The organism is Kitasatospora sp. NPDC089913 (genome assembly GCF_044748625.1).
Lineage (GTDB): Bacteria > Actinomycetota > Actinomycetes > Streptomycetales > Streptomycetaceae > Kitasatospora.
In genome coordinates this window covers 149,652-164,263 of record NZ_JBIVGI010000009.1, presented here as the reverse complement: position 1 = coordinate 164,263, position 14,612 = coordinate 149,652, and the positions used below count along the sequence as shown (strand labels likewise).

General features: G+C 75.3%; 15 protein-coding genes. 8 read left to right on the top strand and 7 right to left on the bottom strand.

Translation table 11 applies throughout. The annotated features are described in order from the left end of the window. The 3 genes from ACIPYS_RS16795 to ACIPYS_RS16785 all read left to right on the top strand — a co-directional run. The coding region (locus ACIPYS_RS16795; protein ID WP_400746852.1) for a carbohydrate ABC transporter permease at positions 1 to 958 on the top strand (958 nt) is incomplete at its 5' end. Then, entirely contained in the window at positions 955 to 1,803 is an 849-nt protein-coding gene (locus tag ACIPYS_RS16790; RefSeq protein WP_030396330.1) for a carbohydrate ABC transporter permease, read from the top strand. The genes ACIPYS_RS16795 and ACIPYS_RS16790, both read left to right, overlap by 4 nt. 88 nt (positions 1,804 to 1,891) lie before the next feature. Next, positions 1,892 to 2,419, top strand: coding sequence for a nucleotidyltransferase domain-containing protein (locus ACIPYS_RS16785; protein ID WP_093859287.1), 528 nt, complete (start codon positions 1,892 to 1,894; stop codon positions 2,417 to 2,419). 63 nt (positions 2,420 to 2,482) lie between these two features. On the opposite strand, the gene ACIPYS_RS16780 is transcribed toward ACIPYS_RS16785, so the two are convergent. Further along, positions 2,483 to 3,130 carry an alpha-ketoglutarate-dependent dioxygenase AlkB gene (locus ACIPYS_RS16780; protein WP_093859286.1) on the bottom strand — a complete coding sequence of 216 codons (648 nt, stop codon included), beginning with the start codon at positions 3,128 to 3,130 and terminating at the stop codon, positions 2,483 to 2,485. 728 nt (positions 3,131 to 3,858) lie between these two features. Here ACIPYS_RS16780 and ACIPYS_RS16775 point away from each other — a divergent pair. The 4 genes from ACIPYS_RS16775 to ACIPYS_RS16760 all read left to right on the top strand — a co-directional run bounded on the left by ACIPYS_RS16775 (position 3,859) and on the right by ACIPYS_RS16760 (position 6,496). Continuing rightward, on the top strand, positions 3,859 to 4,242 hold the full coding sequence (locus ACIPYS_RS16775; RefSeq protein ID WP_093859285.1) for a hypothetical protein: 384 nt from the start codon (positions 3,859 to 3,861) through the stop codon (positions 4,240 to 4,242). Beyond that, positions 4,239 to 5,456, top strand: coding sequence for a hypothetical protein (locus ACIPYS_RS16770; protein ID WP_400746848.1), 1,218 nt, complete (start codon positions 4,239 to 4,241; stop codon positions 5,454 to 5,456). Before ACIPYS_RS16775 ends, ACIPYS_RS16770 begins: the two co-directional genes overlap by 4 nt. An 82-nt stretch (positions 5,457 to 5,538) precedes the next feature. Then, a complete protein-coding gene (locus tag ACIPYS_RS16765; protein WP_369826319.1) occupies positions 5,539 to 5,931 on the top strand; it encodes a roadblock/LC7 domain-containing protein in 393 nt (130 codons plus the stop codon). Between the two features lie 190 nt (positions 5,932 to 6,121). After that, on the top strand, positions 6,122 to 6,496 hold the full coding sequence (locus ACIPYS_RS16760) for a hypothetical protein (protein ID WP_093859283.1): 375 nt from the start codon (positions 6,122 to 6,124) through the stop codon (positions 6,494 to 6,496). A gap of 205 nt (positions 6,497 to 6,701) precedes the next feature. Here ACIPYS_RS16760 and ACIPYS_RS16755 read toward each other — a convergent pair whose 3' ends face one another. The 6 genes from ACIPYS_RS16755 to ACIPYS_RS16730 all read right to left on the bottom strand — a co-directional run bounded on the left by ACIPYS_RS16755 (position 6,702) and on the right by ACIPYS_RS16730 (position 12,573). Further along, positions 6,702 to 7,820 (bottom strand): NUDIX hydrolase, encoded by a 1,119-nt coding sequence (locus ACIPYS_RS16755; protein ID WP_400746845.1) that lies wholly within the window; start codon positions 7,818 to 7,820, stop codon positions 6,702 to 6,704. A 497-nt stretch (positions 7,821 to 8,317) separates the two neighbouring features. Beyond that, entirely contained in the window at positions 8,318 to 9,265 is a 948-nt protein-coding gene (locus tag ACIPYS_RS16750; RefSeq protein WP_400746843.1) for an SGNH/GDSL hydrolase family protein, read from the bottom strand. A gap of 158 nt (positions 9,266 to 9,423) precedes the next feature. After that, positions 9,424 to 10,578 carry a glycosyltransferase gene (locus ACIPYS_RS16745; protein ID WP_400746841.1) on the bottom strand — a complete coding sequence of 385 codons (1,155 nt, stop codon included), beginning with the start codon at positions 10,576 to 10,578 and terminating at the stop codon, positions 9,424 to 9,426. Next, positions 10,575 to 11,909 (bottom strand): glycosyltransferase family 4 protein, encoded by a 1,335-nt coding sequence (locus tag ACIPYS_RS16740; protein WP_400746839.1) that lies wholly within the window; start codon positions 11,907 to 11,909, stop codon positions 10,575 to 10,577. The genes ACIPYS_RS16745 and ACIPYS_RS16740 overlap by 4 nt, the downstream gene beginning before the upstream one ends. A gap of 145 nt (positions 11,910 to 12,054) precedes the next feature. Next, a complete protein-coding gene (locus tag ACIPYS_RS16735) occupies positions 12,055 to 12,246 on the bottom strand; it encodes a DUF1508 domain-containing protein (RefSeq protein ID WP_093859278.1) in 192 nt (63 codons plus the stop codon). Positions 12,247 to 12,384: 138 nt separating this feature from the next. Next, positions 12,385 to 12,573: a hypothetical protein gene (locus ACIPYS_RS16730; RefSeq protein WP_093859277.1), complete on the bottom strand. Its 189-nt coding sequence runs from the start codon at positions 12,571 to 12,573 to the stop codon at positions 12,385 to 12,387. Between the two features lie 265 nt (positions 12,574 to 12,838). On the opposite strand from ACIPYS_RS16730, the gene ACIPYS_RS16725 reads away from it, so the two are divergent. Next, the gene (locus ACIPYS_RS16725) at positions 12,839 to 14,575 is read left to right on the top strand and encodes an FAD-dependent monooxygenase (RefSeq protein ID WP_400746836.1); all 1,737 of its coding nucleotides are present in this window, start codon (positions 12,839 to 12,841) and stop codon (positions 14,573 to 14,575) included. Positions 14,576 to 14,612 lie beyond the last annotated feature (37 nt).

The following is a 14,612-nucleotide window of genomic DNA, read 5'->3' as shown; positions in this document are numbered from 1 at the left end:
CGGGGGGGGCCCCCCCCCCCCGGGGGGGGGGGGGGGGGGGGGGGCGGGGGGGGCCCCCCCCCCCCGCCCCCGCCGCCGTACCCCACTGCTGCTCCTGCTGCCGGCAGCGGTCGTCATGATCCCGCTGGTCGCCTACCCGATCTACCAGCTCGGTCTGCTGTCCGTCCTGGACTTCGGGCAGGCGCAGGCCTCCGGCGGCGTGCCGACGAGCTTCGTCGGCCTCGGCAACTACCGGAAGATCCTGAGCGACGGGCAGTTCTGGTCGGTGCTGTCGCAGACGCTCGGTTTCGCCGCGTTCTGCGTGGTCGCCACCCTGGCCGTCGGCGCCACCCTCGCGGTGCTGCTGACCAGGGTGGGCCGGGTGCCCCGGCTGGTGCTGACCACCGCCGCGATGGCGGCCTGGGCGGCGCCGGCGATGACCGGATCGACGGTGTGGAGCTTCCTGTTCGACACCAACCTCGGTCTGGTCAACAAGACCCTGGTGAGCATCGGTCTGGACGGCTTCCACGAGTTCAACTGGTTCTACGACAAGTGGACGGCCTTCCTGATCGTCGGCGCCGTCGTCGTCTGGCACTCCTTCCCGTTCGTCATGGTGACGCTCTACGCGGGCATCAGGGCGATCCCGGCGGAGGTGCTGGAGGCGGCGGCGCTGGACGGGGCCAACACCTGGACCACCTTCCGCCGGATCACCGCGCCGATGCTCCGGCCGATCCTGACCATCGTGGTGATCCAGTCGGTCATCTGGGACTTCAAGGTCTTCACCCAGATCTACGTGATGACCGAGGGCGGCGGCATCGCCGGCCAGAACCTCGTGCTCAACGTCTACGCCTACCAGAAGGCCTTCGCCTCCTCCCAGTACGGGCTGGGCGCGGCCATCGGCGTGATCATGCTGCTGGTCCTGGTCGTCCCGACCGTCCTCTACATCCGCTCGCTGCGCAGGACGGGGAACGAACTGTGAACGCCCGTAGCCGCTGGCGCCTCGGCGCCAACACCACCGCCCTCCTGGTGGCCGTCGTCACCGCCTTCCCGATCTTCTGGATGGTGCTCTCGGCCTTCAAGCCGAAGGGCGAAGTGCAGTCGCTCGACCCCCGGCCGTGGACGGCCCACCCCACCCTGGAGAGCTTCCGCCAGGTGCTGAGCGTGGACGGCTTCGGGCGGTACTTCGTCAACAGCCTGGTGATCGCGCTGTCCGTGGTGGTGCTCTCCGCGCTGGTGGTCTTCCTCGCGGCGGTCGCGGTGACCAGGTTCCGCTTCCGCTTCCGCACCACCATCATGGTGATGTTCCTGATCGCCCAGATGATCCCGGTCGAGGCGCTCACCATCCCGCTGTTCTTCATGTTCCGCGACGCGGGCCGGTTCGCCCCGGGCATCGGCCTCAACACCCTGGCCTCGCTGATCCTGGTGCAGCTGGCGTTCTCGCTGCCGTTCGGGATCTGGATGATGCGGGGCTTCGTCGCCGCGGTGCCGGTGTCGATCGAGGAGGCCGCGCAGATCGACGGCGCGAGCCGGACCAGGATCCTCTGGACGGTGCTGCTGCCGCTGGTCGCCCCCGGGCTGGCCGCGACCAGCGTGTTCTCCTTCATCGCGGCGTGGAACGACTTCGTCTTCGCCAAGACCTTCATCATCAGCGCGACCGAGAACCAGACCCTGCCCTCCGCGCTGCTGGTGTTCTTCAAGCCGGACGAGAACGACTGGGGCGGCATCATGGCGGCCTCGACGCTGATGACCGTGCCGGTGCTGATCTTCTTCATCGCGGTGCAGCGCAAGCTGGTCTCCGGACTGGCGGGCGCCGTCAAGGACTGAGGACTCCCGGGGTCGGTCCACCGGCGGAGAACGCCGCGACGGAGGGGCTGCGCCGGGTGTAGCGTCCGGGCCCGTGGAGGTGGGGTCCATGGACCGGGAACGTGCCGACGGGCAACTCGCGCAGATCGCCGAGACGGTGGGCCTCGCCCGCCGTCTCGGCACCCGTGTCTGGCTGCGGGGCGGGTGGGCGATGGACTTCTTCCTCGGCGCGCCGACCCGCGACCACGAGGACATCGACTGGTTCGCCCCGGCCGCCGACGCCGCCGCGCTCGCCGCCGGCCTCGGCGCCCTCGGGTACGCGCGGCTGGAGGGCGTTCCGCCCGAGCAGCAGCTGGACTTCGTCAAGGACGGCCTGGAGTCGAGCTTCGCCCTGGTGGACCTCGCGCCGGACGGCCGGGTGCTGGTGGCGGGCGGGCCCTGGGCCGGGACGGCCTGGCCGGCCGGGATGCTGGACGGGCCGCCGGGGCGGCTCGGCGGGCTGGTCTGTCCGGTCGTCGCCGCCGGGGCGCAGATCGAGATCAAGCGGATGATGCCGGTCTGGGACCCGCGTCGGCCCCGGCGGGCCAAGGACGCCGAGGACATCGCCCGGCTGCGGGCGGCCCTCGCCGGGGCGTGACGCCCCGGCGGGCCGACGCGGCCGCGCGAGCCCGACGCGCCCCCGGCGGGCCAGACGCCGTGGTCAGGAGACGCCGCGCGGCCGGAACTGGACGCTGATCCGGGGCCCCGCCGGCCTGGCAGTCTTGGGCACCGCGTGCTCCCAGGTCCGCTGGCAGGAGCCGCCCATCACCAGCAGGTCGCCGTGGCCCAGCCGGTGCCGGACCACCGGCCCGCCGCCGCCCCGGGGGCGCAGCAGCAGGGCCCGCGGCTCGCCGACGGAGAGGATCGCCACCATGGTGTCCTCGCGCTCCCCGCGGCCGATCCGGTCGCCGTGCCAGGCCACGCTGTCCCGGCCGTCCCGGTAGTAGCAGAGCCCCAGGGTGCGGAACGGCTCGCCCAGCTCGGGCCGGTAGTACCCGCTCAGCGCCGCCCGGGCCGCGTCCAGTACCGGGTGCGGCGGCGGGTCGTCCTCCCGGTAGGAGGCGAGCAGCCGGGGGACGTCCACGGTCCGCTCGTACATCTCACGCCGTTCGGCCCGCCAGGGCACCTCGGCGGCCAGCTGTTCGAACAGCCGGTCGGCGCCGTGCAGCCAGCCGGGCAGCACGTCCACCCAGGCGCCCGCTCCCAGGACCTCGCGGCGCACCCCGGTCAGCGGCCCGAGGACCGGGCCGGCCGGGCCGGTGTCGTCGAACAGGGACGGCTGGCGGTGGACGGCGGCGGTGCTGCTCATGGCTCCAGCCTACGCCTGAAATCGAACATGCATGCGAATGAAGAGGTGAACGGAAATGCGGGCGGGGTCCGGCGTCGGGGGTCGGTGAAGCGATTTCCGACCGGGTGCGATCGCCTGCTACTGTTCATCCCGTCGAAAGGAAACGATCTTCGCGAAGCGGGGACCGGGTCCGATCGAGCAGGCGTCAGCGGTGCTACCAGAGCACGTCCTACTTTCAGTAGGGAGAGTCCGTGCAACCCGGGCCTGGCGCTCCAACGGAAGCGGTCGTCCCCCTCGGGGGGCGGCCGCTTCTTCGTGCTGCGCCGGAGTGGACCCGGCGGTCCGGGCGGTTCCGGCGGTCCGGGGTGTCTTCGGCGGTCCGGGGTGTCTTCGATGGGCCCGGCGGTCCGGGGTGTCTTCGGTCCTATCGCACCCGTGGCCCGAAACCCATCGGCGTGGCCGGGAATCGGCCAAGGTCCCGTGCCAGGTGGATCGTCCGTTCGTACGACGTACGGGCGTCCGGGCAGCGGTGATGGTGGGCCTTCCGAGCTGACGATGCGTCAAAGGATGGCTGAAAATACCGGGTTGTGGTGTGAATATGCCATTGGAATGTTCGTCGTACGAGTTCCGGCAGTAGCCTTCCGTGTCGAACCCGCCACTCGTCGTGGCGGTCCGGTCGGCGTCCGACGGCCACGCCCTGCGCCGTGGCCTGCGCCGCTTCCTCCCCGAACCCCTCCGAAGGAGCCCGAGTGCCGGGTATCGACGAGTGCCTGTCCCAGGCGATGGCGATCGCCGGGGCCCGCGCCGCCGGTCTGATCGACTGGAGCAGCGGGCTCGCCCTTGGCAGCGTCGGAGTCAGTCCGACCGGCGACCACGACACCACGGCGGCGGAGGCGACCGACCTGGTCCGGGCAGCCGTCGAGGGAGCCACCTTCACCGCGGCGGAGGACGGCAAGGCACCGTTGCAGGACATCATCGTGACCGCGGGCCGGAGTTACCACCTGCTTTGCTTCATCGATACCGTCTTCGACAGCCGGCTCGTCCTGCACCTCTGGCTGGACCGGGCCGAGGGCAACCTCGCCGGCGCCCGCTACCGGCTCCAGTCGCTCGCCGAGGAACTGGTGCTCGGATGACGAACCCCGTCACCAGCGACCACGCCGTCACCGCTGTCACCGTCGGCACCGCCGCCACCACCGGCACCGCCGCGACCGTCCGTAACACCGGCACCCAGGCCGGATTCCGGCCACCGGCCGGCCCGGTGGCGCCGGTGCTCCCGGTCGCCGTCGACCCCGGCTGGACCCCGGGCGCGGCCGTCGAACGGCTCGCCACCGAACGGGCCACCGGCGCCCTGCGCGGCCCCGCCGGAACCGTCTACCTCGTCGACGGCCTGGTCACCCACGCCGAATCCGACCGGGCCCCCGACCTCGCCACCCTGCTCACCACCAGCGGCCGGCTCGACCCGGGCACCTGGCAGGAGGCCGTCCACCGCTTCGGCCCGTACGCCCGGGTCGGCGAGGCGCTGGTCGAACAGGGCCGACTGACCCGCGGCGAACTCGAACTCTGCCATCTCGGCACCCTCTACGACGCCGCCTGCTTCCTGCTCGACACCCCCGCCACCCTCGCCTCCTGGACCTTCGCCCCGGGCATGCGGCACTGGCTCGGCCCGGTGGCCGCGGTCGGCGCCCACCGGCTCCGCCGGGAGGCCGAACGTCGGCGGCACCTGCTCGACCGGATCTGGCCCTCGGCCCAGCTCGACACCGTGCCGCTGCGCCGGACCGCCGCCCAGGCCCCGGCCCTCGGGCGCCACGCCCGCCGGGTGCGCCCGCCGACCCGGCGCCAGTACGAGCTGCTCGACCGCGCGGACGGGCGGAGAACCGCGGTGGAGCTGGCCCGGCTGTTGGGCCGGTCCGCGTTCGCCACCACGGCGGACGTCCGCCGCCTCGCCGCCGCCGGACTGCTCGCCGGGACCGGAGCCGGCCCGCTCGCCGGAGCCAGAGCCAGAGCCGGAGCCGGAGTCGGGCCGGGGACCGGGGCCGGAACCGGAGCCGGGTGTGCGGCGGGGGCCGGGCCGGGGCCGGGCGTCGGGACGGTCGGCGCGGTACCGGGGCCGAGGGGGCCCGGCGGTCTGCACCGGCGCGTTCCCGGCGCTGCGCTCGCCGCGCTCACCGGTCACGCGTCGGCTCCGCCCGCCCCGCCCGCTCCGGCGGCTCCGTCAGTTCCGGCGGCTCCGTCAGTTCCGGCGCAGGCCGCGTCCGGGCCGCGGACCACCGCCCTCCCGCTCACCGCCGCCGACCCGGACACAGCGCTGCTGATCCGGGTCCGAACCCTTCTGGAGGCCAGACTTTGAACCACTCTCCGCCCGCGACGCCCCCCGCACGGCCATGAGGCGGGCGCTCAAGCAGCGTGTCGGAAGGAGACAACTGATCGCCTTGGAGACCGAGCTGCTGGCCGAACTCCGCGCCATCAAGCACCGGGTACCGCACCTCGCCGGAGGTCTGGTGGCCAGCGTGGACGGCCTGCTGGTCGCCCACGACACCCACGGGACCGAGCCCTCGGGCCTGGCGGCGATGACCGCGGCCTCGCTCAGCCTGGCCCAACGGCTCGCCGACAGCACCGGACAGGGCGAGTTCCGGGAGTCGCTGGTCCGCGGTGAGCACGGCTACGTCGCCACCTACGCGGCGGGAGGAAGCTGCGTGCTCACCCTCCTCGCCCACCCGGACGCGAACGTCGGCCGCCTGCACCTGGAGGCCCGCCGTTCCGCCCAGCGCATCACCGCGCTCCTGAACGACACGCTCCTGCCCAAGGACGCCCGGGAGTACTGACCCGGGAGTGCTGACCGGAAGTGCTGACACCTGGGAGTGCTGACGTCCGGGAGTGCCGGCACCCGCCCCGGGCCTCCGGCGGGCCGATTCATCGACCTACCGACCTGAAGACCTACTGATCCACCGACCTCGACCCATCGACGTACCGACTTTTCGGCGTACCGACCACCGACGAACTGGAGACAGTGACATGACCGACGCCGCAGGCGCGCTCAAGCAGGCCATGACCGTGATCGAGGGCGCCATCGGCGCGGCCCTGGTCGACTACAACAGCGGCATGGCGCTGGCGACCCTCGACGGCCCCGGCGGTTTCGACCTCAACGTCGCCGCCGCCGGCAACACCGACGTGGTCCGGGCCAAGATGCGCACCATGGACATGCTCGGCCTGGGTGACGGGATCGAGGACATCCTCATCACCCTCAGCAGCCAGTACCACCTGATCCGCCCGCTCACCGGCCGCAGCGGCAAGGGCCTCTTCCTCTACCTGGCGCTGGACAAGGGCCGGGCGAACCTGGCGATGGCCCGTCACCAGCTCATCAAGATCGAGGCCGATCTGGAGGTCTGACCGGCGCCGGTCCGGCCGTCGGGCTCCCGGCCGCCGGACCCGCCGTCGGGCTCTCCGGCGGTCGAGCTGGTCGAGCGGGCCGAGTGTGTCGAGCGGGCCGACCGGGCCGAGCAGTGGTCCGGTCGGCCGCGGGGCGCCGCCGTCCGCGAGCGGCCCCCGGGGACCGGCGGGACGCCGCCCGTCCCCGGGGCCCGACCCGGACGGCTCAACCGGCCGGGTACCCGCCGACCAGTTCGGCCGGGCCGCCCGGCCGGTTCCGCGCCGCCAGCGCGGCCGCCGTCCGGGCCCAGGACGCGGGCGTCAGCAGCGCCCGCGCCTCCGCCGGCGCGCAGAGCCGCCACTCGACCAGTTCCTCCGGGGCCAGCACGATCGAGGAGAGCAACTCCTCACCCACCGTGCCCCCGTCGAACAGGAACACCAGGCGGGCGGTGTCGCTGTCCGCGGCCGGATCGGCCGCCCGCCCCGGCATCCAGTCCAGGGCCAGCAACCGACCCGGCTCGCAGGACCAGCCCAGTTCCTCCCGGACCTCCCGCCGGGCCGCCGCCCGGGGCAGCTCCCGGTCGGCCTCGACACCGCCGCCCGGCAGCGTCCAGTGCGGTACGTCGCCGCCGGGGAGCTCCCACGGCCGCAGCCGTACCAGCAGGACCCGGCCCTGCCGGTCGGTGAACACCGTCCGCGCCTTGGCCCGGATCCGCGGGCGGCCGGCGATGTAGGCGGCCCGGTCCAGCGGTGGCGGTGCGTCGCCGGCCGTCGGGCCGCCCGCCGACGCCGGCCACCGCGCGGACAGCCCGGACAGTCCCGCCTCGCCGGTGTACTCCGGCACCGGGCCGGGTGACGGTGCGTCGACGGCGTGCCCGACCGGGTGACCGTCCTCCAGCTCCAGCGGTCCGGCCGCGCGGGGCGCCCGCAGACAGGCCGTCACCCGCCGGGAGAGCCGCGGCGGCAGCGCGCGGCCCGCCTGCTCCGGCGTCAGCCAGGCCCACCCGCCCACCTCGGCCCGGTCCGGCGTGAACGCCGCCGCCTGCTCGGGTGTCAGCGGCTCGGCCCAGTACAGGTGGGCGGCGATCGGCGGCCGGTCGTCGTCCAGTGTCCAGTCCAGGCAGGCCAGCGGCCCCAGCCGGGGCGTGAAACCCAGCTCCTCCTCGATCTCGCGCACCGCCGTCCGCCGCGGCGACCGGTCCTCCGGGTCCCAACCCCCGCCCGGCACCGCCACCGGGTGCTTCCGGTCGTAGGGCAGCCGCACCACCAGCACCCGCCCCCGCCCGTCCGGGAACAGCACCCCCGCCGCCGCCAGCAGCTCCTGACCCCAGCCCTCCGCCGCCATCCGTGCCCCCTCCGTGTCCACTCGGTCACGTGTCACGACACCGCGCCCGGCTGCCCCGGTTCCCCGCCGCCCCGGTGGGACCGGTGCGTCGTGGCGGTGGGAGGGCTGCGGCCGGGGTGTTCGTGAGTGTCGACGGGTGTCGGTCGCCGCGCTCTTGTCAGGCCGGCCACAGCACCCCGTGACAGTGGCGGACCGGCGGAATGTCCGCATCGTCGATCTCGTGGCCGGCACGGTGCAGCCCGCGGATCCGCTGGGCCTCGAGTCGACCGCGGAGCCGGGCGCGGCCCTCGGCCGTGGCGATCCCGTCGGAGAACGAGCCCGTCCTGCACCGGAGCGCCGTCCACTGCCGGGAGGTGACCCGGTGCAGCGACTTCGACGGGGCGGGGCGACGGCCGTCCCGGGCAGCTCGGGCCGGTTCGGCGTTCGTGAAGCGCAGGTCGTACAGCGCCAGGATGCGTGGGCGGAGCCCGTTCCGACGATCCCCGTCGTTGCCGTGGTCAGGCAGGGTGGTGCGGGGGCGGGTGGGGGAGGGCGGTGAGGGCGGTGGTGGTGGCCTCGGTCATCCTGCGGTCCTGGCGGTCGGTGGAGCCGCGCAGGCGGGCGCAGCCCTCGACGGCGGCGAGGGCGACCAGGCCGGGGAGGAGGTCGGTGCTGCGGTCGAGGACCCAGCGGGTGCCGCGGGTGGCCATCCACCAGAGGTCGGCCAGGGTGCCGGGCGGGGGTTCGGCCGGTTCCGGGGCGGGGGCCGGGCCGAGCGGGTGGTCGGTGGCGGCCAGCAGGTCGTGGAAGCCGCGGGCGATCAGGTGGTGGCCCTCGGCGCTCGGGTGCAGGCGGTCGACGCTGAGCAGTTGCCGTTCCGCCGTCCACGGCAGCTCGGCGAGGTGCAGGTGGACGGCCCGGTGGCGGACGGCGAGCGCGTGCACCACGGTGTTCACCGCGCGCATCCGCCGGGCGAGCGGTCGGGCGAGCGGTCGGGGCAGCCGCAGCAGGGCACCCGGGTCGGGCAGGCAGGCCGTCAGCACCACGGCGCCGCTGTCGGTGAGCCGCCCGAGGACGGTGTCCAGGGCCAGCGCGGTGCGTTCCACGTCGAAGCCGGACCGCAGGGTGTCGTTGCCGCCCGCCACCACGGCGGCGAACCGCGGGCGCAGCGCGAGGGCCGCGGGCAGTTGCTCCGCGGCGAGGTCGGTGGTGAGCGCGCCGCTGCGCGCGAGGTTGGTGAACTCGACCCCGGTCTGCGGCGGGGCCAGCGACCGGGCGAGCAGCGCCGCCCAGCCGCGCCATCCGTCGGCGATCGGGTCCCCGATGCCCTCGGTGAGGGAGTCGCCCAGGGCGACGAACCGCACCGTTCCGCCGGTCGTCCGCCCGCCCGGGCGGGCCTCTCCCCGTGCGGCACCGGGTCCGGTGTCGCCTCCGCCGTCTCCGTCCACCGCCGCGATCGTGGTCATCGCACCTCCCACCGTTCCCGGACCCTCCGGTCCGGCCGTTCCTGTCGCTGTCGTGCGGATCCGCTGTCCGGTGTCCCGGTGTCCCGGTGTCCCGGTGTCCCGGTGTCCCGGTGCCGTGCTGTCGGGCTGCCCTGCTGTCCGGAACGCGGCCGACGGCCTCAGCCGGCCGTGACCGGGGCCGCGCCGTGGGCGCTGAGGAAGGCCGCGACCGCCGTCGGCCAGCCGTAGCGTTCGGCCTGGTCGCGGGCGGCGGCGCGGCGGGCCGGTTCGGGGCGGGCGAGGATCTCGCGCACCGCCGCCGCGAACCCCGCGCCGGTCGGCTCGGCGGCCACGCCGGCGGTGCCGACCAGTTCGGGCAGGGCAGAGCCCCGGTTGACCGCGACCGGCGTGCCGCAGGCGAGCGCCTCCAGCGCGGCCAGGCCGAAGGTCTCCACCGGTCCCGGTGCGAGCACCACGTCCGCGCAGCCGAGCAGTCGGGCGACGGCCGCCCGCCCGGCCAGGTGGCCGAGGAAGTGCACGGGCAGCCGGCGCCGCGCGGCCGAGGCCGCGAGCCGGGCGCGCAGCGGCCCGGTGCCGGCCACCGCCAGCACCGCCCCGGGGCCCGGCCCGGTGGACCGGAGCACCTCCAGGGCGTCGAGCGCGAGCTCGGGGCGCTTCTCGGTGGAGAGCCGGGAGCAGAGCACCAGCAGCACCTGGTCCGGTTCCGCGTACCGGGCACGTTCGGCGGCCCGGGTGTCGTCGTCCGGCGGGCGCAGGGTGGCGAGGTCCACTCCGAGCGGGGCGCGGGCGAGGTTGCGCACGCCCAGGCGGCGGAACTCGGCGGCGGCCCAGTCCGTCGTGCAGATCACCGTGTCGTAGGACCGGGCGGTCCGGCCGTTGAGCCGGTTCGCGGCGGCCCCGGCGACCGGGCCCGGCAGGCCCCAGGTACGCAGCAGTCCGACGGCGCTCTCGTGCGAGACCATCGCGGCGCGCACACCGTGCCGCCGGGCCCAGGCGCCCGTCCAGCGCAGGGTGGTGCGGTCGGACACCTCGAGCCGGTCGGGGGCGAGCCGTTCGAGTTCGGCGGCCACCGCCCGGCGGTCGGTGAGCAACCGGTAGCCGCCGCTGCCGGGGAGCACCGGGCCGGGCAGGGTGACGACCAGTCCCTGCTCGTCCTCCTCCACGGCGCGGCGCGCTCCGGGCACCACGAGCACGGGGGTGTGCCCGGCGGCCCGGTAGCCCGCGCCGAGGTGGCGCAGCGCGGTACGGAGTCCGCCGGAGACGGGGGTGACGAAGTTGGCCACCCGGACGATCCGGAGCGGGCCGGTGGTCATGCGGGCAGTTCCTCCGTCAGCGGGGCGGTCGCCGGGGCGACCGGCGGTGAGGTCGACGCCGAGGCGGGAGGCGTGGTCGGGACGGCGACCGGCGGCGGGACGGCCCTCGCGGCGGGGGCGGCCCCCGCCGCGTCCGCCGGGACAGCCCCTGCGACCTCCACCCCCGTGCCGGCCGTGTCCGTCGACCCGCGGTGCTCCGCCAGCACCTCGGCGTAGTGCCGCAGCAGCAGGTCCCCGACCGCCTCCCAGGTGCGCGCCGTCACCTCCGCCCGCCCGGCCCGCCCGTACGCTGCCCGCAGCTCCGCGTCGCCGGCCAGGGCGGTCACCGCCCGTGCCACCGCCGCGCCGTCGCGCGGCGGGACGAGCAGGCCGGTGCGGTGGTGCGCCACCAGGTCGAGCGGTCCGCCGGCGGCCGGGCCGATCACCGGGACGCCGCTGGCCATCGCCTCCTGGATGGTCTGGCAGAAGGTCTCCAGCGGCCCGGTGTGCACGAACACGTCCAGGGTCGCGAAACATCGGGCCAGTTCCTCGCCGGTCCGCCGGCCGAGGAAGACCGCGCCCGGCATCGCGGCCTTCAGCCCCGGCGCGGAGGGCCCGTCGCCGATGATCACCACCCGGACGCCGGGCAGGGTCGCGGTCTCGGCCAGCAGGTCCACCCGCTTCTCCGGCGCGAGCCGTCCGACGTACCCGACCAGCACCTCGCCGCCGGGGGCGAGCGCCCGGTGCAGCGCCTCGTCGCGGTGGCGCGGGTGGAAGCGGGCCGAGTCCACGCCGCGCGGCCACAGCTGGACCCGGGAGACCCCGTGCGCGGTGAGGTCCTGGGCGGCGGGGGTGGACGGCGCGAGGGTCCGGGCGGCGAGGCCGTGCACGGTGCGGATCCGGTGCCAGGCGGCGGCCTCGCCGAGCCCGCGCCCGGCCCGGTAGGCGTGCGCGTACCCGGCCAGGTCGGTCTGGTAGACGGCGACGACCGGCAGGCCGAGCCGGGCGGCGACCTGGGCGCCGCGCGCGCCGAGCACGAACGGGCTGGCCAGGTGGACCAGGTCGGGCCGGTGGCCCTGGATCGCGGCGGCCAGCCGGCGGCTCGGCAGCGCGATCCTGACCTGCGGGTAGCCGGGCAGCGGGACGGAGGGCACCCGTACCACCGGCAGCGCGTCCGGCACGCCGCCGGCGCCGAAGGTGTGCGAGGGGCTCTGCGCGCCGCGCGCGGGCGCCGGGGTGACGACGAGCGGCTGGTGCCCCCGGCGGAGCAGGTGCTCGGCGGTCCGCAGCACGCTGTGGGCGACGCCGTTGACCTCGGGGGGAAAGGACTCGGTGACGATGACGACACGCATGCCAGTGTTCTGTCCGGGTCCGGCGTGCAGGCGGCCAAAGGGATCTGTCGTACAAACGAACGCGGGTCGGCGAATTGTGCCACCGACCCGCGTCCAGCCCTCCCTGGGGCATCAGCGAGACGTCACCGGGACGTCACCGAGCCGCTCAGGCCGCGCCGGCGGCCGCTTCCTTCAGCTCCGCGTAGGGCGCGAGCTTGCGGATCGACTCGATGCTCTTGAGGCAGTCGTCCCGGTTCTCCTGCGGGTCGCCGGTCACCACGATCGTCCCGTTGCTCGCCTTGAGCCGGAACCGGTGCATGCCACTGTCGTCGGTGTACAGCTCGAACTTGCCGGCCATGGAGTGTTCGCCTTTCCTTCGGTGACCCCCTCGCAACGCAACGTAGGGGCAAATCCCTTGCCGCGCATGTCAGATGAGGCATCAGGGGGGCTACGCCGAACGGGTCCGGGGGGCACTGGCGGGCCGTCCCGGGGCCGGTCAGTCGTGGTAGAGGGCGTGGGCCGCGGCCTCGATCGTGTCGGCGGTCGCGTCCCCCAGGAAGAACTGGCGCAGCAGTCGCACCACGTCGTCCAGGGACATGTCCACCCCCACCTCCAGCTTCGCCCGGATCCGCGAGTCGCTCTGCGCCTTGCGGACGATGTCGTTCTTCGACAACTCCTTGCCCATGACCGCTCCCTCGATCGGTCCTCCGACGCGGTCGGTTCCCCGCGCCGTCGGTGTCGAGCGAATCACCCCACCGGGCGCGGGACTCGGTCAGCTGAGGGAAAGCGGCAACTCCGGTCACGACCGTTCGCGGCGTCCCGCCGTGGGGCCGTCGTGGGGCCGTCGCCGGGCGGTGGCCGTGCCGTCGCGCCGGCGCACGACTGGCGGTGCCCCGAACGCTCGGCGCAGTCTGGGAGGGGGACGGCTCGGGGACCGAGGAGCACGGTTCATGGACGACACCGAGACGGAGGTCCTGGTCGTCGGCGCCGGACCGGTCGGGCTGACGGCCGCCGCCGAACTGCGCCGCCGCGGCGTCGGGTGCCGGATCGTCGACCGGCTGGAGCAGCCCCAGCCGTACGCCAAGGCCGTCGGCATCCAGCCCCGCACCCTGGAGGTGTGGGAGGCGATGGGCCTGGTCGGCCCGGTGCTCGACGAGGCGGTGCCGCTGCTCGGCCAGCTCACCTTCGTCGACGGCGAGCCCGGCCCGCGGCTGGAGCTGGAGCTGCCCGCCGAGGTGCCCTACCGGTTCGCCGCGCTGCCGCAGGACACCACCGAGCGGCTGCTCACCGAGCACCTGGCCGGCTTCGGGACGCGGGTCGAGCGCGGCACCGAGCTGCTCGGACTCGACCAGGGCCTCGACCGGGACGACGACCACGTCCGGGCCGAACTGGCGACCCCGGACGGCCCGGCCGTGCTGCGCGCGCGGTACGTACTGGGCTGCGACGGCGCGCACAGCCGGGTGCGCCGCGCGATCGGCGTCGGCTTCGCGGGCGACGCCTTCCCGGAGCGGTACATGCTCGGGGACGTCGAGGTCGACTGGGACCTGCCCCGGGGCTACGGCGTGCGGTGTCTGCGCCGCACCGGCGACGGCACGCCCGACGACGTCCTCGTCTGCATCCCGCTGCCGGGGCACCGCCGCTACCGGATGTCGATGCTGGTCCCGGCCGGGCCGGAGGAGGCGGCGGACGGCTCGGCCGCCGAGGAGGTCACCCACGGGCTGGCGGGCGGACGGGGGCCCGGGCTGGCGGACATCCAGGCGGTGCTGGACCGCCTCTCGCCCCGTCCCGCCACCGCGGGGGCGCTGCGCTGGTCCTCGGTCTTCCGGATCAGCCACCGGCTGGCCGACCGGTACCGGGTCGGCCGGGTGTTCCTGGCCGGCGACGCCGCGCACATCCACCCGCCCACCGGGGCCCAGGGCATGAACACCGGCGTGCAGGACGCCTGGAACCTGGCCTGGAAGCTCGCGCTCGCGCTGCGCGGCGTCGCCGCCGAGGGGCTGCTCGACAGCTACCACGCCGAGCGCCACCCGGTCGGGGCGGAGGTGGTCGGCCGGACCGTGCGGCACGCCCGGGGCGAGGCGGACGCCGACGACCCCACCACGGTGCTGCTGCGCCAGGCCCAGCTGCTGGTGAACTACCGGGGCGGACCGCTCAGCGGCTCGGACGGCGAGGACGGCGGGGACGGTGGGGACGGCGGGGACGGTGCCACCGGCGCCGGACCGCGAGCGGGCGACCGCGCGCCCGACTGCACCGGACTGGAACGGCCGCTCACCGCCTTCCCCCAGCGGCTGTTCGACCTGCTGCGGGCCCGTCCGCACCACACGCTGCTGCTGTACGCGGCCGCCGGGCCCGACGGCGCGGCGCGGGCGGGACACCTGCACGCGCTCGCCGACGCGGCCCGCACGGCGGCGCACGGCCTGCTGGACGTCCACGTGGTGCTGGCCGGGGACACCCCGGAGGTGCCGGACGGACTGCTGCTGCCGTACGCGCGCGACGCCGCCGGCTCCTTCCGCACCGCCTGGGCGCCGGCCGACGGCGAGGCGTTCGTCGTCCGCCCGGACGGCTACCTGGCGGCCAGGCTCCCCGCGCCGACCGCCGCCGCGCTGAGCGCCCACCTGCGCCGCACCTTCCGCCGAGCCCCCGGGCGGCCGCCGACCCCGCCGGGCGTTGTCGGAGGCAGCGCCTAGGCTGGGAGACCCGTCCCGTCGAGAGGTGCCGCCCGCC

Bases quoted from the DNA above. Each gene is read 5' to 3' on its own strand.
- ACIPYS_RS16740 (WP_400746839.1), bottom strand. From the start codon at position 11,909: ATGCGTGTCGTCATCGTCACCGAGTCCTTTCCCCCCGAGGTCAACGGC.
- ACIPYS_RS16750 (WP_400746843.1), bottom strand. From the start codon at position 9,265: ATGACCACGATCGCGGCGGTGGACGGAGACGGCGGAGGCGACACCGGA.
- ACIPYS_RS16745 (WP_400746841.1), bottom strand. From the start codon at position 10,578: ATGACCACCGGCCCGCTCCGGATCGTCCGGGTGGCCAACTTCGTCACC.
- ACIPYS_RS16735 (WP_093859278.1), bottom strand. From the start codon at position 12,246: ATGGCCGGCAAGTTCGAGCTGTACACCGACGACAGTGGCATGCACCGG.
- ACIPYS_RS16725 (WP_400746836.1), top strand. From the start codon at position 12,839: ATGGACGACACCGAGACGGAGGTCCTGGTCGTCGGCGCCGGACCGGTC.
- ACIPYS_RS16760 (WP_093859283.1), top strand. From the start codon at position 6,122: ATGACCGACGCCGCAGGCGCGCTCAAGCAGGCCATGACCGTGATCGAG.
- ACIPYS_RS16755 (WP_400746845.1), bottom strand. From the start codon at position 7,820: ATGGCGGCGGAGGGCTGGGGTCAGGAGCTGCTGGCGGCGGCGGGGGTG.
- ACIPYS_RS16780 (WP_093859286.1), bottom strand. From the start codon at position 3,130: ATGAGCAGCACCGCCGCCGTCCACCGCCAGCCGTCCCTGTTCGACGAC.
- ACIPYS_RS16785 (WP_093859287.1), top strand. From the start codon at position 1,892: ATGGACCGGGAACGTGCCGACGGGCAACTCGCGCAGATCGCCGAGACG.
- ACIPYS_RS16770 (WP_400746848.1), top strand. From the start codon at position 4,239: ATGACGAACCCCGTCACCAGCGACCACGCCGTCACCGCTGTCACCGTC.
- ACIPYS_RS16730 (WP_093859277.1), bottom strand. From the start codon at position 12,573: ATGGGCAAGGAGTTGTCGAAGAACGACATCGTCCGCAAGGCGCAGAGC.